The 22,701-nt window shown below is 64.2% G+C and carries 21 protein-coding genes; 14 read left to right on the plus strand and 7 right to left on the minus strand.

Annotation, left to right across the window (positions count from 1 at the left end; genetic code table 11):
• The first annotated feature begins 158 nt into the window (after nt 1-158).
• Nucleotides 159-764, plus strand: coding sequence for a VOC family protein (locus HCZ87_RS12765; protein ID WP_167644217.1), 606 nt, complete (start codon nt 159-161; stop codon nt 762-764).
• Nucleotides 765-814: 50 nt separating this feature from the next.
• Here the strand turns inward: HCZ87_RS12765 and HCZ87_RS12770 are convergent, their stop codons facing one another.
• Entirely contained in the window at nt 815-1,957 is a 1,143-nt protein-coding gene (locus HCZ87_RS12770; RefSeq protein WP_167644219.1) for a Gfo/Idh/MocA family protein, read from the minus strand.
• Nucleotides 1,958-1,974: 17 nt separating this feature from the next.
• A complete protein-coding gene (locus HCZ87_RS12775; RefSeq protein WP_167644221.1) occupies nt 1,975-2,700 on the minus strand; it encodes a GntR family transcriptional regulator in 726 nt (241 codons plus the stop codon).
• A gap of 122 nt (nt 2,701-2,822) precedes the next feature.
• Between HCZ87_RS12775 and HCZ87_RS12780 the strand changes: the two genes are divergently transcribed.
• The 12 genes from HCZ87_RS12780 (at nt 2,823) to HCZ87_RS12835 (ending at nt 13,822) form a co-directional block, all read left to right on the plus strand.
• A complete protein-coding gene (locus HCZ87_RS12780; RefSeq protein ID WP_167644223.1) occupies nt 2,823-3,977 on the plus strand; it encodes an LLM class flavin-dependent oxidoreductase in 1,155 nt (384 codons plus the stop codon).
• A complete protein-coding gene (locus tag HCZ87_RS12785) occupies nt 3,977-4,891 on the plus strand; it encodes an aldo/keto reductase family oxidoreductase (protein ID WP_167644225.1) in 915 nt (304 codons plus the stop codon). Before HCZ87_RS12780 ends, HCZ87_RS12785 begins: the two co-directional genes overlap by 1 nt.
• A gap of 5 nt (nt 4,892-4,896) precedes the next feature.
• The gene (locus HCZ87_RS12790; RefSeq protein WP_167644227.1) at nt 4,897-5,397 is read left to right on the plus strand and encodes a flavin reductase family protein; all 501 of its coding nucleotides are present in this window, start codon (nt 4,897-4,899) and stop codon (nt 5,395-5,397) included.
• 49 nt (nt 5,398-5,446) lie between these two features.
• A complete protein-coding gene (locus HCZ87_RS12795; protein ID WP_167644229.1) occupies nt 5,447-6,034 on the plus strand; it encodes a TRAP transporter small permease in 588 nt (195 codons plus the stop codon).
• A 1-nt stretch (nt 6,035) separates the two neighbouring features.
• The gene (locus HCZ87_RS12800) at nt 6,036-7,325 is read left to right on the plus strand and encodes a TRAP transporter large permease (protein ID WP_167644230.1); all 1,290 of its coding nucleotides are present in this window, start codon (nt 6,036-6,038) and stop codon (nt 7,323-7,325) included.
• A gap of 31 nt (nt 7,326-7,356) precedes the next feature.
• Nucleotides 7,357-8,415: a TRAP transporter substrate-binding protein DctP gene (gene dctP, locus HCZ87_RS12805; protein WP_167644231.1), complete on the plus strand. Its 1,059-nt coding sequence runs from the start codon at nt 7,357-7,359 to the stop codon at nt 8,413-8,415.
• 103 nt (nt 8,416-8,518) lie between these two features.
• Nucleotides 8,519-9,544, plus strand: a complete 1,026-nt coding sequence (locus HCZ87_RS12810) for a YeiH family protein (protein ID WP_167644232.1) — start codon at nt 8,519-8,521, stop codon at nt 9,542-9,544.
• 81 nt (nt 9,545-9,625) lie between these two features.
• A complete protein-coding gene (locus tag HCZ87_RS12815) occupies nt 9,626-10,489 on the plus strand; it encodes an AraC family transcriptional regulator (RefSeq protein WP_217701961.1) in 864 nt (287 codons plus the stop codon).
• A 78-nt stretch (nt 10,490-10,567) separates the two neighbouring features.
• Entirely contained in the window at nt 10,568-11,464 is an 897-nt protein-coding gene (locus HCZ87_RS12820) for a DMT family transporter (protein WP_167644234.1), read from the plus strand.
• Nucleotides 11,465-11,580: 116 nt separating this feature from the next.
• Nucleotides 11,581-12,288, plus strand: a complete 708-nt coding sequence (locus HCZ87_RS12825; RefSeq protein WP_167644236.1) for a molecular chaperone DjiA — start codon at nt 11,581-11,583, stop codon at nt 12,286-12,288.
• Nucleotides 12,269-13,273, plus strand: coding sequence for an endonuclease/exonuclease/phosphatase family protein (locus HCZ87_RS12830; protein WP_167644238.1), 1,005 nt, complete (start codon nt 12,269-12,271; stop codon nt 13,271-13,273). The genes HCZ87_RS12825 and HCZ87_RS12830 overlap by 20 nt, the downstream gene beginning before the upstream one ends.
• Nucleotides 13,274-13,402: 129 nt before the next feature.
• Entirely contained in the window at nt 13,403-13,822 is a 420-nt protein-coding gene (locus HCZ87_RS12835) for a hypothetical protein (RefSeq protein ID WP_167644240.1), read from the plus strand.
• Nucleotides 13,823-13,850: 28 nt separating this feature from the next.
• Here the strand turns inward: HCZ87_RS12835 and HCZ87_RS12840 are convergent, their stop codons facing one another.
• The 4 genes from HCZ87_RS12840 to HCZ87_RS12855 form a co-directional block, all read right to left on the minus strand.
• Nucleotides 13,851-15,470: a Ppx/GppA family phosphatase gene (locus HCZ87_RS12840; protein ID WP_167644242.1), complete on the minus strand. Its 1,620-nt coding sequence runs from the start codon at nt 15,468-15,470 to the stop codon at nt 13,851-13,853.
• Nucleotides 15,471-15,633: 163 nt separating this feature from the next.
• Complete coding sequence (locus tag HCZ87_RS12845; protein ID WP_167644244.1) at nt 15,634-16,320, minus strand: DnaA/Hda family protein; 687 nt, start codon at nt 16,318-16,320, stop codon at nt 15,634-15,636.
• 11 nt (nt 16,321-16,331) lie between these two features.
• Nucleotides 16,332-17,477 (minus strand): AI-2E family transporter, encoded by a 1,146-nt coding sequence (locus HCZ87_RS12850; RefSeq protein ID WP_167644245.1) that lies wholly within the window; start codon nt 17,475-17,477, stop codon nt 16,332-16,334.
• A gap of 137 nt (nt 17,478-17,614) precedes the next feature.
• The gene (locus HCZ87_RS12855) at nt 17,615-19,411 is read right to left on the minus strand and encodes a GAF domain-containing hybrid sensor histidine kinase/response regulator (RefSeq protein ID WP_167644247.1); all 1,797 of its coding nucleotides are present in this window, start codon (nt 19,409-19,411) and stop codon (nt 17,615-17,617) included.
• 422 nt (nt 19,412-19,833) lie between these two features.
• On the opposite strand from HCZ87_RS12855, the gene proS reads away from it, so the two are divergent.
• The gene (gene proS / locus HCZ87_RS12860) at nt 19,834-21,189 is read left to right on the plus strand and encodes a proline--tRNA ligase (RefSeq protein WP_167644248.1); all 1,356 of its coding nucleotides are present in this window, start codon (nt 19,834-19,836) and stop codon (nt 21,187-21,189) included.
• Nucleotides 21,190-21,285: 96 nt separating this feature from the next.
• Here proS and HCZ87_RS12865 read toward each other — a convergent pair whose 3' ends face one another.
• Nucleotides 21,286-22,425 (minus strand): calcium-binding protein, encoded by a 1,140-nt coding sequence (locus tag HCZ87_RS12865; RefSeq protein WP_167644250.1) that lies wholly within the window; start codon nt 22,423-22,425, stop codon nt 21,286-21,288.
• Nucleotides 22,426-22,701: the final 276 nt, after the last annotated feature.

The following is a 22,701-nucleotide window of genomic DNA, read 5'->3' on the forward strand; positions in this document are numbered from 1 at the left end:
CCGCGCGGCGCCACCCCCAACGGGAGCGGGCGGGGCTTTGCTCCGACCGGCGACGGGCGGGAGAGCCTGGCGTCGCGCGCTGTGCTCGCTTGGGCTTGCCACCACGGAGCATCTCTTTAGGGTCGGCGCAACCTCAACGACAGATGCGGAGATGCGCCATGCTTGACCTCGACCATTTTGCGATTGCCGCCACCACGCTGGAAGCGGCCACCGCCCATGTGGAGGAGGCCCTTGGGGTGGCAATGCAGCCGGGCGGCCAGCATCCGGTCTTTGGCACCCACAACACGCTCCTTGGTCTTGCCGATGGGCTCTATCTGGAGGCCATTGCCATTGATCCGCAGGCCACACCGGAGCGCAGCCCGCGCTGGTTTGATCTCGACCGTTTTGCCGGCGCGCCCCGGATCTGTAACTGGATCTGCCGCACCGAGGATCTCGCCGCCACATTGACCGGCCTGCCGGTGACGGCGGGGCAGGCGGTCTCGCTCAGCCGGGGGGATCTGCGCTGGCAGATGGCGGTGCCCGAGAGCGGCATCCTGCCCTTTGACAATCTCTTTCCCGCGCTGATCCAATGGCAGGGGCCCCATCCCGCACCACGGCTGACGCAACAGGGCTGCGCGCTGCGGCGGCTGATCCTCTCCCACCCGGAGGCCGAGGCGCTGCGCGACATGCTGGAGCTGAACGATCCGCGCGTGGTCTTTGAGATCGGGCAGCTCGGGGCCAGGGCCGAGATCGACACCCCGCACGGGCTGCGCCAGTTGGCGTGAGGAGGGCGGCGGGCGCGGCCCACGGACCCGCGCCGCGCCTCAGGCGCCAGTCAGATCCCTCCGGTCAGCTCGCTGATGTCCACCGCGCGCCCCTCGGTCATGGAGCGCTGCGCGGCCAGGCCCATCAGCACCGCCCATTTGCCATCCTGGAGCGAAACCTCGGGCGTCCGTCGCGCGCCGCGCACCAGGTCGAGAAAGCCCTGGTGCTGATAGAAGGTGGAACCATTATGGTCGCCGGCCGCCAGCAGGGTGGGATCGACCGGGATTTCGCGCAGCTCCGGCCCCTTTGGGTCGCGGGGCGAAACAATCACCTGCGGCACCGGCGGGTTCCCCAGATGCGCGGGCCAGAAACGGCCTGGCCCCGGCACCAGCGCCTCGATCTTGCCCTTTGGCCCGACGGCGGAAATCTCTTCCTGATAGCGCGCGCCCTCGGCGAACATGCATAGCTCCAGCATCGCCCGCCCCCCGCTTTCAAACTCGACCATCACATAGCCATGATCAAAGATATCCGGCGTCTCCCCCGCGTAGCGTTCATCCAGGTGGTTGGCCGCCTGACCGCCCATCGCCATCACCCGAATCGGATCCGATTTCAGCGCCAGCCGCATGAGATCGAAGAAGTGGCAGCATTTCTCGACAAAGGTGCCGCCGGTGTAGCGGTTGAAGCGGTTCCAGTCGCCGACCTTTTCGAGAAAGGGAAAGCGGTGTTCGCGGATGGTCAGCATCTTTATGCCGCCAGTGGCCGCCTCGGCCTCTGCCAGCAGCGTGGCAACCGGCGGCATGTAGCGGTATTCCATCGCCACCCAGACCGGCGCGGGGTAGCTCTTGGTAAAGGCATCCACGGCGGCGGCCTGCGCGGGATCGGTAAACAGCGGCTTTTCCACCAGCACGGGCAGGGGGCGCCTATGCGCGATCTGCTGGAGCTGATCCACATGGCGAAAATTCGGGCTGGCGATCAGCAGGCAGTCGATTTCTGCGATATCCAGCAGCGCCTCGATACTGTCCACGAACTCTGCATTGGGGGCAAGTTTGGCGGCCTCGGCGCGCATGTCGGGGTCGGGCTCAAAGATCGCGCCGACCGTCGTGCCCTCCAGCAAGGCGATATTGCGCAGATGCTCCTGTCCCATCATGCCGCAGCCGATGATGCCATAGGTGATGGGCCCGGTCTCGCGGTCTGCGAGGGTCTGGGTGGTCATTGGGATTCCTCCTCCCGTCAGATGAGGCGCTGCACATAGAGCGCCTTTTGCGTGTCATACCAGGTGCGCGAAAATTCGACCGCCTCGCTGCCCTGCGCCCAGGACAGGCGCTCGATATAGGCGGTGGTCGTGCCGGGGCTGAGCGGAAAATCCATCGGCGCCCAGTCCGGCACCTGCCCGATTCCCACCCGGTCCTCGGCGCGGGTGATCCAGAGTTGCAGCGCGCGCTTGTAGGTCAGATAGAGCGAATCCTGCACCATCTCGCGCGGGACCCGGCCGGTGCCGCCATCAAGCCAGATTTCCTCCACCGCAATGACCTCATCGTCGAGATAGCGCAGGCGGCGAAACCGGGTGCCATGATCCGAGGTGCCATAGGCCGGCTGCTGGGGATCCTTCGGCAGATAGTCGGTCGACAAAAGATCGGCAGTGGGCAGCCCGCCGCCGCCCTCGGCATGCTCCAGCCGGAACATCGAATAGACCGAGGCGACCTGACCCGCGGCGCGGATGTAGTTGCCGGATCCTTGCCGGCGCTCCAGCAGCCCTTTTTTCTCCAGCTCCGCCAAGGCCTTGCGCAGGGTGCGCACGGTGGTGCCATGGGTTTTCGCGAAGTCCCGTTCGGGCGGCAGCTTTTGCCCGTCAACCAACCGTCCCGCCGCGATATCGCGGATCACCAGCTCGCTGAGCTGCATGTAGATCGGCAGCGCATCGGGGCGGTGGGTTGATGTCCGTTTCTTGTCCTGCATGTCCACGCCGTCGCTCTTGGGGCCCAAGAAAGGCCGCGGTCGAAAAAATTGATACACCATTGATCTACATCAAGGACAGGGGTAAGAAAAGGGGGAGTTCAGAGGTTTTCAGGGAGGAAAACATGACGGTCGTACCCGTTACATCCGCCGATCTTGACGCGGTCGAGGTGGCTTGGTTCTCGGCGCTCTGCTCGGATGACTACCAGTTCCTCGGCGTGCCTGACGGCGATTTGCGCTCCTCCTGGGACCATTGTTCCGATATCGTGAAAACCGCCGAGGCGCAGGGCTTTGGCAACATCCTGTGCCCCTCGTCCTATCAGGTCGGGCAGGACACGCTGAGCTTTGTTGCGGGCTGCGCGCCGATCACCAAGACCATCAACCTGCTGGCCGCCGTGCGCTGCGGCGAGATGCAGCCGATCATGCTGGCGCGCACCATTGCCACGCTGGACCACATGCTGCGCGGGCGGCTGACGGTGAATATCATTTCCTCCGATTTCCCCGGCGAAAAGGCCGAGAGCGAATACCGCTACCAGCGCTCGCGCGAGGTGGTGGAGATCCTGAAACAGGCCTGGAGCCGCGACGAAATCAATTACGAGGGCGAGGTCTATAGCTTTTCCGGCCTCACCACCGACCCGGCAAAACCCTATCAGAGTGGCGGGCCGATGCTCTATTTCGGTGGCTATTCTCCCGCCGCGCTGGACCTGTGCGGCCAGCATTGCGACGTCTATCTGATGTGGCCGGAAAAGACCGAAGACATCGCCGAACGGATGAAGGCCGCCAATGCCGCCGCCGAAAAATACGACCGCACGCTGGATTACGGCTTTCGCAGCCATGTCATCGTGCGCGACACCGAAGCCGAGGCGCGGGACTATGCCCGCTATATCGCCAGCAAGCTTGATGATGACCTCGGGCGCGCGATTCGCGAGCGGGCCCTGGATGCCGGCAGCCTTGGCGTCAGCCATCAGGCGCGCAACCGCGAGCTGGCCGACCTTGAGGGCTATATCGAGCCCAACCTCTGGACCGGTGTGGGCCGGGCGCGCTCGGGCTGCGGTGCTGCCATTGTCGGCTCCACCGATCAGGTGCTGAGCAAGCTGGAGCAGCTGCAGAAAATGGGCATTCGCGCCTTTGTGCTCTCGGGCTATCCGCATCTGGACGAGGCGGACCATTTTGGGTCGCGCGTTCTGCCGCAGCTCAAGACCTGCCAGCTCAACCAGGTCTGGGGCCGTGTTCCACAAACCCTTCCGCAGACGCCGCTTGGCGCAGGAGATCGCCACTGATGACCGCCCCTTGCGTTTCCCCCCTCGACCGCGTTGCCATGACCGAGACGCTCAGCTTCTCGCGGCTGGTTTACGGCATGTGGCGCATTGGCGATGACGCCGACACCTCGGAACGCCATGTGCGCGCCAAGGTCGATGCCTGCCTGGCGCAGGGGATCACCACCTTTGACCAGGCCGATATCTATGGCGCCTATACCGCCGAGGCGGTGCTGGGGCAGGTCTTCAAGGCCGATCCGGCGCTGCGCCAGAAGGTGGAGCTGGTCACCAAATGCGACATCATAGCGCCGATCGGCAAATACGCCGATGCCGCCTGCAAGCATTACGACACCTCCCAGGCGCATATCGCGGCCTCGGTCGAAAACTCCCTGCGCGATCTGGGCACAGATTACATCGACCTGCTGCTGATCCACCGCCCCGATCCGCTGATGGATCACGAAGAAACCGGCGCCGCGCTTGATGGGCTGGTGCAGGCGGGCAAGATCCGCGCCGTTGGCGTCTCGAACTTCCGCCCCTGGGATGTGGAACTGCTGCAAAGCGCGATGACGGCGCCGCTGGTCACCAACCAGATCGAAATCTCGCTCGCCCGCGTCGATCCCTTCACCGATGGCGACCTGGCGTTTCACCAGCGCCGCAAGGATCCGGTCATGGCCTGGTCCCCGCTGGGGGGCGGCAGCCTGATGACCGCCGACGGCGCGCTGACCCGGCGGATGGATGCGCTGGCAGCCGAGTTCGGCGTTGACCGAGCCGCGATTGCGGTGGCCTTCCTGCTGCGTCACCCGGCGATGATCCTGCCGGTTCTGGGCACCAACGCGCTGGAGCGCATCGCCCGGATTTCCGATGCGGGCAAGGTCGCGCTGAGCCGGGTGCAATGGTTCCAGCTCTATGAGGCCGCGCTTGGCCGCGAGGTTGCATGATGAAGATGTCGCAACCCCAGAGCTTTGTGCCCGACCCAGACAATGGGCGGGCCTTGCGCGATGCCTTTGGGCTGTTTGCCACCGGGGTGACCATCGTCACCACCACCGGGCCCCGGGGCTGCGTCGCGATCACCGCCAATAGTTTCTCGTCCGTCTCGTTGGACCCGCCGCTGGTGCTCTGGTCTCCGGCGCGCGCCTCCTGCCGCTTTGCGCTGTTTTCCGAGGCCGAGCATTACGCGATCCATGTGTTGGAAGCGGGGCAGCAGGAGCTGGCCTGGACCGTGGCCAAGGATGGCGCCGCGCTGGCCACGGCCGATCTGGCGCAAAACGCCGAGGGCGTGCCGGTGCTGGAGCAGTGCCTGGCCCGTTTCGACTGCCGCCGCCATGCGCTGCACGCTGCTGGCGATCACGCGATCGTCGTCGGCGAGGTGCTGCATGCCACCATGCAACCCGGCGATCCCCTGACCTTTTTCGGAGGGCGGGTCGCGCGGCTCGACATCAATTGACGCCAGGCCGCCACCTTGGAGGGGGGCGCGGTCTGACGGGGAGGAGAGAATGGTGTTACTCAAGGGGCTGATCCGGCCGCTGTCCTGGGTCAATGACCACCTGCTGCGGCTGGGGCGCGGCATTGGCATTGGCGCCATTGCCGTGATGGTGGCTGTGACCCTGGTGCAGGTCTTCTGTCGCTATGTGCTGGGCAATGCCTTGCCCTGGCCGGACGAGGCGGCGCGGTTCTGCATGCTGTGGATGACCGGGTTGATGGCGCCCACCGCCTTTCGCCGCGGTGGCTTTGTTGCCATCGACATCCTGCCGTCGCTGCTGCCGCGCCGGGCGGTGAGCCTGCTGACGCTGCTGTTGCTGGCCATCAGCCTCTCTGTGCTGCTGGTCGCCTTGCAGATCGGCTGGAAGGAAGTCACCGGGCTTGGCGGGCGCTTTGCCTCGGCCTCGCTCTATGTGCCCACGGCGGTTGATTTCAGCAGCTGGCACCGGGTGCCGCGCAGCTGGATGATGGGGTCGATCGTCGTTGGCATGGCGCTTTTGGTGCTGGTCAATATCGAGCTGATCCTGCGCAACCTGGCCGCGCTCCTCTCGGTTCACGACCTGCCGGTGATCGCGCAGGCCGGCGCCCAGGGGGCCGAATGACATGCTGATCTGGTTCCTGCCGCTGTTCCTGCTGTTTCTGATGATCGGCCTGCCGGTGTTCTTTGGCCTGCTGGCCGCGCCTGGGATCCTGCTGTTCGTGAACGGGCAAGAGCGCGACCTGACGCTGCTGTATCGTAATCTTTACAACGGCATGGACAGCTTTCCCCTGATGGCGATCCCCTTCTTCATGCTGGCGGGCGAGATCATGAACCGGGGCGGTATCACCTATCGCCTGGTCGAATTCAGCCAGGCTTTCATGGGTCATTTGCGCGGCGGGCTGGCGCATGTGAACGTGATGTCCTCGATGCTCTTTGCCGGGCTGTCCGGCTCGGCGGTGGCGGATACCTCGGCGCTGGGCTCGATGCTGATCCCGGCGATGGAGAAACAGGGCTACACCCGCCGGTTCGCCGCCGCGATCACCGCCGCAAGCTCGGTGATCGGGCCGATCATCCCGCCCTCCGGGATCATGATCATCTACGCCTATGTCATGGGCGAAAGCGTCGCGGCGCTGTTCCTTGCTGGCCTGGTGCCGGGGGTGCTTGTGGGCGTGGGGCTGATGCTGCTGATCAAGGTCATGGCCGATCGCTATGACTTTCCGGTGGCGTCGCGGAAATACAGCTGGGGCGAACGGGGCACGGCCAGCCTCAAGGCGTTTTTCCCGCTGTTGACCCCGGTGATCATTCTCGGCGGTATTCTTGGCGGTGTCTTCACCCCGACCGAGGCGGCGGCGGTGGCGGTGTTTTACGCGCTTTTTATCAGCCTCTTCGTGCTCAAGACGCTGCGCCTCTCCGAGCTGCCCGATGTGCTGGGGCGGGCCGGGCTCACCTCGGCGGTGGTGCTGCTGCTGGTGGGGGCGGCGATGTCGTTCAAGACCGTGGTGTCGCTGTCGCATGCGCCCCAGCATATGGCCGATTTCATCCTGTCCCTGACCGAGAACCCCTTGCTGCTGTTGTTCCTGATCAACCTGCTGCTTTTTGTGGTGGGGATGTTCCTGGACGCGGGGCCGGCGATCATCATCCTGGGTCCGATCCTCGGTCCGGTGTTTACCGGCATGGGGGTCGATTCGGTGCATTTCGCCATCATCATGTGCGTGAACCTCACTGTCGGGCTGGCGACGCCGCCCATGGGGCTGGTGCTCTTTGTGGCCTCGGCGGTGTCGGGCGAACGGGTGACCACCATCGCCCGCGCCATCCTGCCCTTTCTCGCGGTGGAGATCGCGGTGATCTTTCTGATCACCTATTTCCCCGCGATTTCCATGACGATCCCGCGTCTGACCGGGTTCGCGAACTGACGACATATCCAGAGCAATCAGGGAGGATACGATGCTCAAGAAGACCAAGACGCTGGCGGCGACGCTGCTGATGACGGCTGCGCTCGCCATGCCCGCACTGGCGCAGGACTACACGATCCGCGCCGTCGCCAACTCCAATGAAAACGACGAGGATTACGACGGGCTGCAAGTCTTCAAATCCTACGTCGAGAGCGCCTCCAACGGGGCCATCGCGGTCGAGATCTATATGGGCACGCAGCTCTGTTCGAACGGGGCGGAATGTTTGCAGGGCGTCGCCGATGGCTCGATCGACGTCTATATCTCGACCTCCGGCGGCGCGGCGGGGCTGTTTCCCTATGTGCAGGTGCTGGATCTGCCCTATCTGATGCAGGATGACCGGGTCGCCGAAAAGGTGCTGTCGGGCGATTTCACCCGCACCATGCGCGACATGGCGCTGGAAGATTCCGGCGGCACCATCCGGCTGATGACCATCGGCAACACCGGCGGCTGGCGCAACTTCGCCAATACCAAGAAACGGGTGCAGACCCCCGCGGATCTGGAGGGCATGAAGATCCGCACCGTGGTCGCCGACCTGCCGCAGGAGCTGGTCCGCGCCGTGGGCGCCGCCCCGACGCCGATCCCATGGCCGGAGCTTTTCACCTCCTTGCAGACCGGCGTGGTCGAGGGCACCAAGAACGGCATCACCGACATCATGTCTATGAAATTCCCCGAGGCCGGGCTGCAATATGTCACGTTGGACGGCCATGCCTATATGGGCGCGCTGTGGTGGATGTCGAACGAGACCTTCCTGTCCATGCCGGAAGACATGCGCCGCGTGGTGGTCGATGGCTTCTACCAGCTTCAGCAGGCCACCTTTGCCTCGCCCAAGCGCAAGTCGATCCCCGCCTATGAGGATTTCGTCGCCGGTGGCGGGGATCTCTATGTGCCGACGCCAGAAGAAAAACAGGCCTTTGCCGATGCGGCAGAGCCGGTCTATGCTTGGTTCACCGCCAATGTTCAGGGCGGCGAGAAGATCTTTGACGCGATGCAGACGGCGGTGAACTCCGCCACCGAAGAGATCAACGCCGAGCGCGCAAGCGATATCAAGTAACCCCTTGCGCGCGGGCCTTCTTTGGTCTGCGCGCCTTTGCTGGCCGCAAGGTGCGGCATCAGAATAGTCCACCGATACACGTTACCGATTCCGAGGACAGGACATGAGCGCCCGCGTCGCCCCCCATCTGGCCCCCCGCCATCTTGTGGCACGGACAAAGGTGCTCGCCCCTGGCACCGCGCTGGCGGTCGTGCTGGCGATGGCGGCGCAATTCCTGTCCAACCATTACGGCGCACCGGTGATGCTGATGGCGATCCTGCTGGGCATCCCGTTTCATTTCCTCTCCGAACACGAAAACACCGGCCCCGGCATCACCTTTGCCGCCAAGGGGCTGCTGCGCATCGGCGTGGCGCTGCTGGGGCTGCGGGTCTCGCTTGATATGGTGCGTCAGATCGGCTGGGGCTTTGTGGCGATCATCGCGCTCTGTATCGCGGCCCTCATCCTGGGCTCGATCCTGCTGGCGCGACTCCTCGGCAAGGACCGGGCCTTTGGCTTCCTCACCGGCGGCTCGGTCGCGATCTGCGGCGCCTCGGCGGCGATGGCGATTTCGTCGATCCTGCCGCAGCGCCCGACCGCCGAGCGCGATCTGTCCTTCACGGTGATCTCGGTCACTGCCTTTTCCACCGTGGCGATGATCCTCTATCCGATCCTGGCAGAGGCGCTGGGCCTTGATCCACATCAGACCGGCCTGTTCCTCGGCGGCACCATTCACGATGTCGCGCAGGTGGTGGGGGCGGGGTATTCGGTCTCTGACGAAACCGGCGATATCGCCACGGTGATCAAGCTGATCCGGGTCACCATGCTGGCGCCTGTGGTGCTGATCGGCGCGCTGGTCCTGCGCCGCCACGCCCCAAGGTCGGAGACCCGCCCGCCGCTGCTGCCCGGCTTTGTCGCGGCCTTCCTGGTGCTGGCCGCGCTCAACTCGGTCCATCTGGTGCCCGAAGCACTGATCGAACCGGCCTCCAGCCTGTCACGGGCGCTGCTGGTCACCGCCGTGGCCGCGGTGGGCATGAAGACCTCGCTGGCCAGGCTCGCCGATGTTGGCGGCAGCGCCATCGCGATGCTCGCGGTGCAGACGGCGGTGCTTGTGGTGCTGGTGCTGGTGCCGCTTCTGCTTGGGCTGGTCTGATCGGGCGCCACCAGGGCGCGCGCCGCAAGGGGCCGGTTTGACTTGCCCGTGCCAGGGCGCTAAGCCCCGCAAGCAAAACCCATGACGGTGAGCAGCGAGGGATCTCTTGTCGTGCAGAAGATGCAGCCCCACAGCGGCAAAGAAGAGGTGAGCCTGCGCGCGCGGCCCGACCTTTATGGCATCGAGACCCTCTCCGCGCGCTATCTGAAACAGACCTTCAAGCCCCACGCCCATGATGAATACCTCTTTGGCGTCATCGACAGCGGCGTGCATGCGGTCTGGTGCCGGGGCGAGATGCATCAGGTGCCGCGCGGCTCGGTCGTTACCATGCGGCCCGGCGATATCCACCACGGCGGCGCAGGCAGCGAGACCGGCTGGCGCCAGCGGATGCTCTACATCCCCGAGGCGGGCATGCGCGCCATCCTGCAAGAGATCACCGGGCGGGCCCCGACAGGGACGCTGGATTTCGGCGCGGCCTTTCACGCCCGCCCTGATCTGGCGCAGCGGTTTTCCGCCCTGCATGACGCGCTGCATCTCTCCGGGCAGCGGCTCTCGCGGGATGTGGCGCTGGAGATGCTGCTCGGTGCGCTTCTGCACGAGTTGGCGCCTGAGGTTGCACCGCCCGCCCGGCAGGGCGCGGCCCGGATCGCGGATGTGATCGACTACCTCGACAGCCATGTGGAGGAGGATGTCTCGCTGGAGGATCTTTGCCAGATCTCCGGGCTGCGGCGCCGACAGACCATCGCCGCCTTCCGCCGCGCCACCGGCCTGCCGCCGCACGCCTGGCACCTGCAACGCAAGGTTCTTTTGGTGAAACGCCTGCTGCGCGAGGGGCTCTCTCCGGCGGCTGCGGCGGCGCAGGCCGGTTTCGCCGACCAGAGCCACATGGGCCGCCATTTCCGCGCGATCACCGGCATCACCCCAGGGGCCTTTGCCAGGGGCTGACACCGCGTTTTTGTTCTATATCGGACCGGCGCGCCCAGCCCATACCTGCGTGACTTCACAGCACAGACGGGGGCCAAGATGGCGGTTTCGGAACATTTCACGGCGCGGCGGGTGACGCTTTGGGCGGATCTGGCGGTATTGGGCGTGGCGCTGGTCTGGGGCGCAAGCTACCCGGTCGCCAAAGGGGCGCTGGCCTATATGCCGGTGCTTTTGCTGATCTTTTATCGCTTTGCCCTGACCGCGCTGGTGATGGGCGCGGTGGCCTATCGCGACCTGCGCGCCGCCCCCCGACAAGAGCTCCGGGCGGGCTGCATTCTGGGCGGCATCCTTTGTGCGATTTTCCTCGCGGAAACCTGGGGCGTGTCGATGACCACGGCGACCAATACCGCGCTGATCATCTCGCTCTGCACGATCTTCACGCCCTTTCTCGAATTCGGCCTGAGCGGCAGAGTGCCGCCGCGGGGCGTGATCGCCGGGGCGGTGCTGGCGGTGAGCGGGGTTCTGGTGCTCTCGGGCGGCATGGGGGCACTGGGGGCAGGGGATCTCTTGGTGTTATGCGCCGCCGGCCTGCGCGCGGTGATGGTGGTCTCGACCAAACGGCTGATGGAGGGCAGCCGCCTTTCCTCCGCCGCGCTGACAGCCCTCCAGGCGGCCACGGTCGCGGGGTTGATGCTGGTGCTGATTCTGGCGCGGTCGGGCCCCTCGGGTCTGTTGGTGCGGGCCGATCTTGCCGGTTGGGGGGCGGTGGCCTTCCTGTCGCTGTTCTGCACGGTGGGCGCCTTTTACGTGCAAAACATGGCGGTGCGCCGCACCAGCCCGACTCGCGTTGGCTTCTTGATGGGCACGGAACCGCTGTTCGGCTTTGCCCTGGCCTGGCTGCTTCTGTCGGAACCGGCAACGCCGATGGCGATGATCGGCGCGGGGTTGATCGTGTCCGGCACGTTTCTGGGCCTCTGGGTCGAGCGACGGCGCTGAGCGGGCCGCGCGCAAAGCGGCAGGCTCTGGCCGCACATTATGCGGATGCAGAAAATTCTGCGCCGGAGGGAAAACCCCTGCCTGACAGCGCGCGCAATCCCGGCTAGACTGGCGCCATGACACTCTGGTCCCGCATAACCGAGGCGCTCTCTGCGCTGGCCAAGGGCGAAAGCCTCGCCGAGGTCTTTGGCCGTCTGCGCACGCCGCCGGAGCGCTCTGTCGCCTTTACCATTGCGGTGATCGCGCTGGGGGCAAAGATGGCCAAGGCCGACGGGCAGGTCACCCGCGACGAGGTGGCCGCCTTTCGCGAGGTGTTCCAGATCGCCGCCGCCGACGAGGCGCAGGCGGCGCGGGTGTTTGACCTCGCGCGGCAGGATATCGCCGGCTATGAGATCTACGCGCAACGCATCCAGCAGATGTTCCAGAGCGATCCGCAAACGCTGTGTGATCTGATGGAGGGGCTGTTTCACATCGCCATGGCGGATGGATTTTATCACCCGGGCGAGAATGCCTTTCTGGAGGATGTTAGCCGGATCTTCGGCCAGTCCGAGGCGCAGTTCCGCTCGCTCAGGGCGCGCTTTGTCGCCGATGCGCCGCAGGATCCGCATGATGTGCTGGGCGTCACCCCCGGCACCCCTCTGGCCGAGATCCGCCGCATCTGGCGCGGCCTGGTGCGCGCCAATCACCCGGATGCGATGATCGCGCGGGGCGTGCCGCAGGAGGCGATCTGCCTAGCCGAGCGGCGCATGGCGGATATCAACCGCGCCTGGGATCAGATCCAGGGCAAGGCACAGGCCCGAGATCATGCGCCTGAGCACGTATAACATCGAATGGTTCGCCAATCTGTTTGACGACCACAACGGCCTGCGGCTGGACAATGGCCCCTCTGGGCGTCACGGGGTGCGCCGCGCGGTGCAGGCGCATGCCATCGCAGAGGTGCTTCGCAGCGTCGATGCCGATGGCGTGGTGGTGATCGAGGCCCCCAATACCGGCAAACGCCAAAGCACCCTGCGCGCGCTTGAGGATTTCGCCGTCTGGGCCAATCTGCGCACCCGCACTGTGGTCATGGGGTTTGCCAATGACACCCAGCAGGAGATCGCCTTTCTCTATGATGCCGAGGTGCTGAGCGCCGAACACAGCCCGATGGAGTCGCCGCGCGCGCCGCGCTTTGACGGGCGTTTTCGCATAGATCTGGATGTGGATGCCAAGGCCGATGTGGTGCAGTTTTCCAAACCGCCGATGGAGCTGCGGATCACCCCGCGCGAGGGCGCGCCCTTTCGCCTGATCGGCGCGCATCTGAAATCCAAGGCGCCGCATGGCGCGCGCTCTGCCGCCCGGGCGCAGGCGATCTCGATTGCCAACCGGCGCAAGCAATTGGCGCAGGCGATCTGGCTGCGCGCCCGCATCGAGGATCATCTGGAGGCGGGCGATCCGCTGGTGGTGATGGGCGATCTCAACGACGGGCCGGGGCTTGATGTTTACGAGGCGCTGTTTGGCCGTTCTTCGGTGGAAATCATCATGGGCACGGAGCTGACAGACCCGCATGCGCGCCAGCTCCTTCTGCCCAAACGGCAGGGGCTGCCCACCTCGGCAAGGTTTTATAACCCTGTGGAAGAGCGGTATTTTCAGGCGCTTCTGGACTATGCGATGGTGTCACCCGATCTGCTGCACCTTGATCCCAAATGGCGGATCTGGCACCCGTTCGAGGATGCCGCCTGCTATGGCACGCCCGACCTCTGCCAGGCGCTCCTGGAGGCCTCGGACCATTTTCCGGTCAGCCTCGATCTGACCCTGACCCCGGCCCCCTGACGGCGCGGGCCTGCGCAAGCGGTCCGGCGGGTGTGCCAGAGGGTTTACCGGAGGGGGTGTCAGAGGGTTTGAATGGCGCTTTCGCGCCCTATGTTTGTGGCAAAGACACGTTATAGTGGAGGCATGACAATGCCATATCGCCCTTCTGATCGCCGCCGCCTGACTGCGGCCCTCGGTCTTGTCGCCGCCCTGTGCAGCGCCGCGCCGCTTGTTGCCGAAGAGGCAGGCGAGGCACCCACCCCCGCCGCACCGGGCCTGATGGAACGCGGCATGGAGCTGTTTCTGGAGGGGCTGATGCAGGAGATGGAACCCACGCTGGAGGAGGCGGCACGGCTCTTTGCCGAGATCGGCCCCTCGATGCAGGGGTTCCTGACCGAGATGGGCCCGGCCCTGGCCGAGATCGCCGAGCAGGTGGAGGATTGGAGCGCCTATGAGCTGCCCGAAATCCTGCCCAACGGCGATATCATCATCCGCCGCAAGACCCCGCTGCCAGAGGACGAAACCCCCGACGCGGGCGAACCCGGGGCCGAGGGCAGTATCGAGCTATAGGCCGCGCCGCGAAGGTGGCCTGCGCCTGTCAGCCCCGCGCGTCCTTTTCCAGAAGCGCGCCACGTTTGCCCTCGACGGTGACCCGCACATCGGCCTTCAGCGCATTGGCCAGCGACAGCAGCCGCGCCTGGGCCACCTCGCCAAACAGCGGCGTGCATTCGGCCGGCAGCTCCACATGCAGCAGGCGCTTGCGGGGCTGCCAGCGCAGATTGCCGATCTCCGCATCCTCGCCCACCATCAGCATGGCGCCAAAGCGCATTGCCTTACCGAGGATTTCGGCCTCGGTCTGCTTTTCGGCGGGCAGCAGGTCAAAGAGGTTCTCGAAATGGTTGCTCTGGCGTTTGTTGCGATAGCGATGCAGCAAGGCCAGCCCCAGAAACACCCGTTCGGAATGCTTGAGCCCGCCGAGATTGGCGCGGGTGGCATTGTCGAAACACACCTCGGCGCGGTAGTCGGGATGGGCGCGCCAGCTGACGTCATGCAAAAGGCAGGCGGCCTTCACCAGCCGCATCTTGGCATAGGGCGCGCCGCCAAACAGCGGTTTGACGAAGTTATAGAGCGTCTTGCCAAAGCCGGTCACGCGAGAGTCCTTGGCTTCGGCAAAGCGGGCCGCCTCGATCAGCGGATCACGTTCGCGCAGCCGGTCGGGCATCTGTTCATACAAAAGCCCCTCGCGGATCCCATAGCTGGAGACCGCGATATCCTTGGGGTGAAAGGCCTTGATCAGCCGCACCAACACATCCGCCGCATAGGGCACCAGCGCCATCCGCGCCGAGGAAATGCCGCAGTCGTTGCGGATCTTTTCAAGGTCGTTCTGTTCGATGAATTTCGCGGTGGCGCGCACGTCCTTGGCGCTCATGCGGTATTCATGCTGCACCGTCAGCGGGTAGCTGCGCCGCAGCATGTCGATGCGGGCAATGGCACGCCAGCTGCCGCCGACCAGGAACAGACGGTCGCGCTGGTCGCCCATCTGCGTGCGCAGGGTTTCCATCACCGCGTCGATATGCTCTTTGCGGCCCTTGCGGCCCCCCTTGATGTCCTTGAGCTTGAGCGGGCCGAGGTTGGAGGTCACGCATTTGCCGACCTTGCCGCCGTGGATCTCTGCCAGCTCCATCGAGGAGCCGCCGATATCGCAGATCAGACCATAGGCGCCGGGCCAGCCCAGCAGCACCCCCTGCGCCGAAAGCCGCGCCTCTTCCTCGCCGGTGATGACGCGGATGCGCAGCCCGGTCGCGGCCTCCACCTCGGCGCAGAATTCCGGCCCGTCGCTGGCGTCGCGCACGGCTGCGGTGGCCACCACGGTCAGCGGATCGGGCAGCAGCCCCTTGGCCAGCATCTGAAACCGTTTCAGCGCCTCCAGCGCCCGTTCGCGCCCCCTGGGGTTCAGCCGCCCGGTTTCCGAGAGGCCCGCGCCAAGGCCGCACATGATTTTCTCGTTGTAGAAATAGGCCGGGCTGCGGGCGGCGCCGTCAAACACCACCAGCCGGACCGAGTTCGACCCGACATCAACCACACCAACCCGTTTCAGGGCGCGGGCATCGGGGGAATCAAACAGGGGGCGGCCAAAGCCGTCCCAATCCTCGACCGAAGTGTCTGGACCTGTCTGGTCACGGGCGGCGAGGGGCGGGGCGTCGGGAGAGGTCGTCATGCGGGCTCCGGGCGTTTTGGCTTTGGCAAGGATGGTCTATCGGGCGGGGCAGGTCAATTCAACGAAACAGATCGAAATGGAACGGAACGGAACAGACCGGCGCGGGGCCGGGACAGAGCAACAGCAACAGCAACAGGGAAGAGGACAGCAGAACGGACAGGGGTCAATCCATTTCGCTCTTGCGGTCCTCGGCCATCATCTTGATCGCCAGGGCGCGGCTCAGGGTGCGCTGTTCGGCCAGCGCCAGCCGGTCGAGCCGCTCCACCACCGCCTGCGCGGCGGCAAAGGAGCGATCCATCCGCCCGACAAGATAGGGAATCACATCGGGTTTCGGGGTGATCTGGCGATCATTGAACAGTTTCGCCAGCACCACCGCCAGCAACGCATCATCCGGCGCGGTCAGGGCGGCATGGGTAGCGGCCTGAACGCGGCTTTGCAGATCGGCAAGCCCCAGCCCCCAGAGATTCGGCGCTGGTCGTCCGGTCAGCATCAGCCGGTGGCCATGGGTCAGCACCATATTGTGCAGATGAAACAGCGCCTTTTGCGCCAGCGCATCCTCGGCGATTTCGGGCACGTCCTCGATGGCGACCGGGCCGCTGGCGAGCGCGGGCACATCGGCCTCGGTGAGCGCCTGCGCCGGCACCACCCGGGCGCCGCTTTCCTTGGCCCAGACATGGGCAAGATGGGTCTTGCCGGCGCCCTTCGGTCCGGTCAGCACCAGCTTGCCCGAGGGCCAGGTGAAACTTGGGTCGATCAGCGCCACCGCCATGGCATTGGAAGGTGCGACAAAAAAATCGTCGCGCCCCAGCGCAGGTTTCGCCGGCAGATCAAAGCTCAGCTGTTCAGACATTGGCTCTCTGCTTATTCGGTGTCGTCTTGCGGCGCATCCGCCGGCAGCGCGGCGGAGTCGCGATGGCTGAAGCCCTGATAGAGCCGACTGTCCAGATAGCGCTCCACCGCGAAACGCGCAACCACACCGATGGCCGCCGCCACCGGCACCGCCACCAGCATGCCGACAAAGCCAAACAGCGCGCCAAAGACCGACAGCGCCAGCAGCAGCCAGACCGGATGCAACCCGACCGAGTCGCCGACAAGCTTGGGTGTCAAAAAGTTGCCCTCGACGAATTGGCCGAAGAAGAAGATCCCGGCGACAAGCCCGATGCGGAGCCAATCGGTGCCCTGGCGGATCATCTCGCCATCGGCGCCTTCCAGCGCGCCCCAGTATTGAAACAGCGCCAGACCAATGGCCAGCATGCCGCCAAAGATGGAGCCCAGATAGGGAATGAAGGTCACCAGCCCGGCCACAAAGCCCACCGCAAGACCAAAGTTCAGCCCCACCAGCATCAGCGCCACGGCGTAATAGCTGCCAAGGATCACGCAGACCGTTCCCATGCCGCGAATGAAGGACGAAAGCACCTCGTCGATCTCATGCGCCAGCTTGCGGACCACCGGCGCATGGTCGCGCGGCAGCAGCTCGTCGATGCGGGCCACCATGCGGTCCCAGTCCAGCAACAGATAGACCGACACCACCGGCACGATCACGATGAGCACCACCACATTCAGAAGCGACAGCGCCGAGCCGACAAAGGTCTCCAGAAGGGTGACGCTCTTGTCCTGGAGCATCTTCCAGAGGCCGGAGAGCGCCTCGTTGACCTGGCTGGCCTCGTCAAAGATCGCCGGGAAACGGGCATGGGCAAAGCCGCGCAGATCCGACATCGCCTGCGGCAGAACGCGGATCAGATCAATCATCTGATTGACCAGCATCGGCACGATCAGCACCAGGAGGATCAGGAACATCAGCGCCGCGGCGACCGTGATGACCGCGGTGGCGGCCTCGCGGCTGAGCCCGGCGCGTTCCAGCCGGTCGGCGATCGGGTCGATCATATAGGCGATGGCACCGCCAAGGATAAAGGGCAGCAACACATTGCCAAGCGTCCAGAGCACCACGGCAAAGATGATCGCGGCCAGGCTCCAGTATTTCAATTGCTTGCGGGCGGGTAGGGCCATGGTGGGGCATCCTCGCTCTGTCGATGCGGGCGGGGTCGCCTGCGCTTTCCCGTGTGATCGCCCATAGGGCTTTGAGTTGCAAGAGCAAGAGCCGCATCCGCCGGAGAATGAGCGAGATGACCGCCCGGGTCATCCTGTCAGGCGGGTGGCGTGACGCCGATGGCCTGCGCGCCGGTGCCGCCCGAGACCGGGGCGGGATGACTGTCAGGCGCGGCGGCGAGCGCGGCGGCAGGCGCATCACTTGTCACCGCAAAGAGCGGCGACAACACCTGTATCAGATCGGATTTGCGCAGGGGTTTGGCCAGCCAGCTGTCAAAGCCGGCTTCGAGATATTGGGTCACTTGTTCGGTCAATGTATTGCCGGTCACCGCGATGCAGAGCGCCTGGCTGGCGCTGTGGCGCGCGCTGGCGCGCAGTTTGCGCACCACCTCTGTACCGGTACAGCCCGGCATCTGGATGTCGAGCAGCAGCACATCATAGGCGGTGGTCACCGCCCGGCCAAAGGCATCGGGGCCGTCATAGGCCTTGTCCACCGTGGCGCCGAGCTGCTCCAGCATCTTTTGCAGCACCAGCCGGTTGGCGGGGCTGTCGTCGGCCACCAGCACCCTCTTGCCGCTCAACAGCAGGGGCTGCTCGGGCGCTTCGGGGGGCGCGGCGAGGGGCGCGGTGTCCTCGGGCGCGACAGGGGTGTAGTCCGGCATCGGCAGCGACACCCGAAAGAGGCTGCCCTTGCCGGCGGAGCTTTCGGCGCGGAGCTGACCGCCCATCAGATCAACCAGTTGCCGCACGATCGCCATGCCCAGCCCGGTGCCGCCCTTTTCCTTGGCCACCGCGGCGGAGGCCTGGGTAAAGGGCGAGAACATCTCTTCGATCTTGTCGGCGGGAATGCCGCAGCCGCTGTCGCTGACCTCGATGATCAAGGTATCGCCCCGGCCCTGGGCACAGAGGCAGACCTTGCCATGATCGGTGAATTTGATCGCATTGCTCAAGAGGTTGCCGATCACCTGGCCCAGGCGAAACCCATCGCCATAGCGCAGCTCGGCGCGGGGCAGGGAGGTCAGCGTCTGCGTCAGGCGGATTTTCTTGTCGCGGGCGTTGGGGGTGAACAGGGCGATCAGATCCTCGATCACCTCGCGCACGTGAAACGGGGCGGGGGCGAGTTCGAGCTTCCCAGCGTCAATCTTGGCGATATCGAGCGCATCATTCAGCAGGTGTTGCAGGTTCTTGGCCGAGCGGTTCACGGTCCGCAGCAGCTCGCCCTGGTCGCGCGGGTTGGAGGCAATCCCGCCGGCATTGCGCATCAACAGATCGACGGAGCCGATGATTCCATTCAGCGGCGTGCGGATTTCATGGCTCATATGGGCGATGAACGTCTTGCGCGCCGCGGCTTCCTCCTGGGCCCGATGCTGCGCACGTCTGGCGGCGTTGCGGGACTGGAGCAGGGCGATCATCTCATTCGCGCTGCGGGCCAGGTCCTGGAGGTTGCGCAGGTCTTCGTCGCTCCAGCAGCGGGGGGTCTTGTCGGTGGCGCAGAGGCTGCCGATCACGGTGCCATCGGGCAAATGCAGAGGCACGCCCAAAAAGGCAACGACGTTCAATTCGCGGGTGCTGAAAAGCTCCTGCAACCCGGATTCCTCGCGGGCGTCACAGATCAATACAGGTTTATTTCTTTCCTTGACCAATTGGCTAAAAGATTGATCTACAGGGACTTGCCGAAATGGACATAAATGTTCAGAATGGCCGGATATGCTCTTGATCAAGAGTTGATCGTGATTGTTCTGAACGATGGTGATGAGGGCGACGGGCACCTCCAAGATCCGCGCCGCAAGCGCTGTCAGCGCATCAAGACCGGGTTCCGTGCGTGGCTCCAGCAGGCCCAGCTCATGGAGCTGGATATCCGATGCCTCTGGTGTCAATTGGGATACGTGGTTCATGAATGACGGGTCTTATACTCGTTACAGATTGGAACTAGGAAATAGGGTCGGCATGTCTGATTGTGGCAGACTTTTATTGCATGAGTCCTCAGCTTTTGTTTCAAGGCTTGAAAAAACAGTATCTAATTAGACTAAATTTTTTCAATGAAAAAAATTACCCTGGAAGCGTAAAAAATATTCACCAATTGATATTTGTGGGATGTTGATTTTCCCTTAAAGGTTGCGCGATCATCGACTCGATGGCGCGGCGCAGGGCCGCCACCGCGCGGGGGGGGGGGCGTCCGGGCCGTCGGTGCGACGCAGGGGCCGGATCCGGCAACGCGGGCTGGGCTGCTTGCGCTGCCTCGGTGGATCTGCGCTCTTGTCTGGCCCCGCCGCAGCTTCTAAACCGGGCCAAAGCCACTTCATCGCACGGAGCCCTCATGCGCCTGTCTCGCTATTTCCTGCCGGTCCTCAAGGAAACCCCTTCCGAGGCCCAGATCGTCAGCCACCGCTACATGCTGCGCGCCGGTATGATCAAACAATCCGCCGCCGGGATCTACTCCTGGCTGCCGCTCGGCTTTCGGGTGCTGAAAAAGATCGAAGGCATCGTGCACGAGGAACAGATCCGCGCCGGTCATATTCCGATGCTGATGCCGACGATCCAATCGGCGGACCTGTGGCGCGAATCCGGGCGCTATGATGCCTATGGCGAGGAAATGCTGCGCATCACCGACCGCCATGGCCGCGACATGATGTTCACCCCCACCGCCGAAGAGCTGATCACCGATATCTTCCGCAGCCATGTCAGCAGTTACAAGGACCTGCCGCTGACCATGTATCAGATCCAGTGGAAGTTCCGCGACGAGATCCGCCCGCGCTTTGGCGTGATGCGGGGGCGCGAATTCTACATGAAGGACGGCTATAACTTCGACCTCAGCAAAGAGGACGCGCTGCACGCCTACAACCGTCATCTGGTCAGCTACCTGCGCACCTATGAGCGTATGGGGCTGCAAGCGATCCCGATGCGCGCCGATGGTGGCCCGATCGGCGGCGATTACACCCATGAATTCCTGGTGCTGGCCGAGACCGGCGAATCCGAGGTCTTCTATGACAGCGAGATCACCGATCTGAAGTTCGGCGACCGCGAGATCAACTATGACAGCGTCGAGCAGTGCCAGGGCGTGCTGGAGGAATTCACCTCCCGCTATGCGCGCACCGACGAGACCCACGACGAGGCGATCTTTGCCGAGATCCCCGAAGAGCGCCGCCGCACCGCGCGCGGTATCGAGGTGGGTCAGATCTTCTACTTCGGCACCAAATATTCCGAGGCCCTGGGCGCCACGGTGCAAACCGCCGACGGGGAGTCGGTGCCGGTGCATATGGGCTCGCACGGGATCGGCGTGTCGCGTCTGCTTGGTGCGATCATCGAGGCGAGCCATGACGAGAAGGGCATCATCTGGCCCGAAGGCGTGACCCCGTTCCACTGTGGTATCGTCAACCTCAAGCAGGGCGACGAAGAGGCGGACGCCGCCTGCGAGGCGCTCTATGCCGCGCTGACCGCCGTCGGGCTGGAGCCGCTCTATGACGACCGCAAGGAGCGCGCCGGCGGAAAATTCGCCACCATGGATCTGATCGGTCTGCCCTGGCGCATCACCGTCGGGCCGCGCGGGCTCAAGAACGGTGTGGTCGAAGTGACCAGCCGCCGCACCGGCGAAAGCGAAGAGCTGAGCCCGGAAGAGGCCGTGAAGAAGATCGCCGCGATCTACGCCAACCACCCCAGCCCGCGCGGCTTCTGAGTTCCGGCGCGCGCGGCACAGACTATGGAATGGACACCCCGGCAGAGCAATCCGCCGGGGTTCTTGATTGCGGCCTGACTGCGGCCTGACTGCGGTCTAGAAACGCTTGTCCAACCCTTCGGGTGGAAGGGTCAGCTGTGCCAGCTCTGAGGGCATGCGCCCGGAGAACCGGATGGAGCCTGCCGTGTCTGCCCCCTGAAGCGTCAGGGTGCCGCCATCCGCAAAGCGCATCTGCATGATATCCCCATCACGTATGATCTCAGCCGGCGGCGCACTTTGAATGACAAGCTGCGCGCCCTCGGCAAGGGCCACCTTGTCGTCGCCAGCGCTGCGTTTCAGAGTAACCGTGCCGCCACCGTTTTCCACGAAAATCAGATCGTTCCCCTTGCCGCCATCAACGGTGACATTCTCGCGCGCGCTGACGGTAATGACATCATCCCCGTCGCCCGCGTCTATGGTGCCTTGCACGGCACGCAGGCTGATATGGTCGTTGCCCTCCCCGCCGTTGATGCCATTTGCGATTGTTGCACTGAGGCTGATGATGTCATCCCCGGTGCCCGCGTCTATGGCATTGACGTAGTCGGCAGAGACGCTGATGCGGTCGTTGCCGCTGCCGGATTGCACCTGGTAGACCGTCTCGGCAGTCAGTTTCAGACTGTCATCGCCGCCCCCCGTATTGATCTGTGCGGTGTTGCGGGCATTGATGGTCAGCTTGTCGTCGTTGGCAAAACTCGCGCGTGTTTCCCAGTTTCCGCCGCCCTCGGCCGTATGAATGCTCACATGCATTTCCGGGTTGGCGTCGGTGTCCACATCAAAAACCTGATCTGCGGTAAGGGTCACAACATCGGCGCCATCGCCGCTGCGGACACCGTAGATTTGCCCGTCGCTTTCGACCGTAATCTCGTCTGCGGCCTCGGTGCCGACAACATCGGGGTCGGAAAACCGCACGCTGAGGTATCTGTCGTCGGTCCGGTCACCGCCTTGGATCGCCTTCAGGATGGTATCGGTGAAGCTGTCGCCGGTGCTCTCTACGCCGAGAATTTGCAGGGCAACAGTCGTGGCAAAATCGCGTTGGGCGGGGTCGGCCTGGTTCAGATTCGACAGGGCGAGTTTCATATCTGCGGCACGTTGGCGATAGCGCTCGGATGTGAGGTTGATCTGTCCGGCGCCAGTGCCCTCTTCGACGGTGAGACCGTCGTTTTGCCGTTTTGCCGACTCGTCAATGAAGTCGTTCATCGCGTCCTGGCCTTTTGCGAGGGCATGATCCACGTCTGTGAAACCGCGAGGATGATCGGCGGACGCCGCGAAAAGACTGGCAATATTGGTGGTGCTCGGCTGATGTATTGGTGTCATAAATTCTGTCCCCCCGGATAAAAAAATGTCTTAAGGAGTATCATGCGCCTCAAATTGCTAGCGGGTTAAGCGAGTGTTCGTTTTTCAACTTTGACGGAAGTTTGTCGTTGGTCATTTGCCGTGGCGCTCCCGCCCGTCTTGCGGGCATGAAACATGCCC

The sequence above is a fragment of the Phaeobacter sp. HF9A genome, from assembly GCF_011806385.1.
Taxonomy (GTDB): Bacteria; Pseudomonadota; Alphaproteobacteria; order Rhodobacterales; family Rhodobacteraceae; genus Epibacterium.

Coding starts and splice junctions, on each gene's coding strand:
- HCZ87_RS12765 (WP_167644217.1), top strand. CDS start 159: ATGCTTGACCTCGACCATTTTGCGATTGCCGCCACCACGCTGGAAGCG.
- HCZ87_RS12770 (WP_167644219.1), bottom strand. CDS start 1,957: ATGACCACCCAGACCCTCGCAGACCGCGAGACCGGGCCCATCACCTAT.
- HCZ87_RS12775 (WP_167644221.1), bottom strand. CDS start 2,700: ATGCAGGACAAGAAACGGACATCAACCCACCGCCCCGATGCGCTGCCG.
- HCZ87_RS12780 (WP_167644223.1), top strand. CDS start 2,823: ATGACGGTCGTACCCGTTACATCCGCCGATCTTGACGCGGTCGAGGTG.
- HCZ87_RS12785 (WP_167644225.1), top strand. CDS start 3,977: ATGACCGCCCCTTGCGTTTCCCCCCTCGACCGCGTTGCCATGACCGAG.
- HCZ87_RS12790 (WP_167644227.1), top strand. CDS start 4,897: ATGTCGCAACCCCAGAGCTTTGTGCCCGACCCAGACAATGGGCGGGCC.
- HCZ87_RS12795 (WP_167644229.1), top strand. CDS start 5,447: ATGGTGTTACTCAAGGGGCTGATCCGGCCGCTGTCCTGGGTCAATGAC.
- HCZ87_RS12800 (WP_167644230.1), top strand. CDS start 6,036: ATGCTGATCTGGTTCCTGCCGCTGTTCCTGCTGTTTCTGATGATCGGC.
- dctP (WP_167644231.1), top strand. CDS start 7,357: ATGCTCAAGAAGACCAAGACGCTGGCGGCGACGCTGCTGATGACGGCT.
- HCZ87_RS12810 (WP_167644232.1), top strand. CDS start 8,519: ATGAGCGCCCGCGTCGCCCCCCATCTGGCCCCCCGCCATCTTGTGGCA.
- HCZ87_RS12815 (WP_217701961.1), top strand. CDS start 9,626: ATGACGGTGAGCAGCGAGGGATCTCTTGTCGTGCAGAAGATGCAGCCC.
- HCZ87_RS12820 (WP_167644234.1), top strand. CDS start 10,568: ATGGCGGTTTCGGAACATTTCACGGCGCGGCGGGTGACGCTTTGGGCG.
- HCZ87_RS12825 (WP_167644236.1), top strand. CDS start 11,581: ATGACACTCTGGTCCCGCATAACCGAGGCGCTCTCTGCGCTGGCCAAG.
- HCZ87_RS12830 (WP_167644238.1), top strand. CDS start 12,269: ATGCGCCTGAGCACGTATAACATCGAATGGTTCGCCAATCTGTTTGAC.
- HCZ87_RS12835 (WP_167644240.1), top strand. CDS start 13,403: ATGCCATATCGCCCTTCTGATCGCCGCCGCCTGACTGCGGCCCTCGGT.
- HCZ87_RS12840 (WP_167644242.1), bottom strand. CDS start 15,470: ATGACGACCTCTCCCGACGCCCCGCCCCTCGCCGCCCGTGACCAGACA.
- HCZ87_RS12845 (WP_167644244.1), bottom strand. CDS start 16,320: ATGTCTGAACAGCTGAGCTTTGATCTGCCGGCGAAACCTGCGCTGGGG.
- HCZ87_RS12850 (WP_167644245.1), bottom strand. CDS start 17,477: ATGGCCCTACCCGCCCGCAAGCAATTGAAATACTGGAGCCTGGCCGCG.
- HCZ87_RS12855 (WP_167644247.1), bottom strand. CDS start 19,411: ATGAACCACGTATCCCAATTGACACCAGAGGCATCGGATATCCAGCTC.
- proS (WP_167644248.1), top strand. CDS start 19,834: ATGCGCCTGTCTCGCTATTTCCTGCCGGTCCTCAAGGAAACCCCTTCC.
- HCZ87_RS12865 (WP_167644250.1), bottom strand. CDS start 22,425: ATGAACGACTTCATTGACGAGTCGGCAAAACGGCAAAACGACGGTCTC.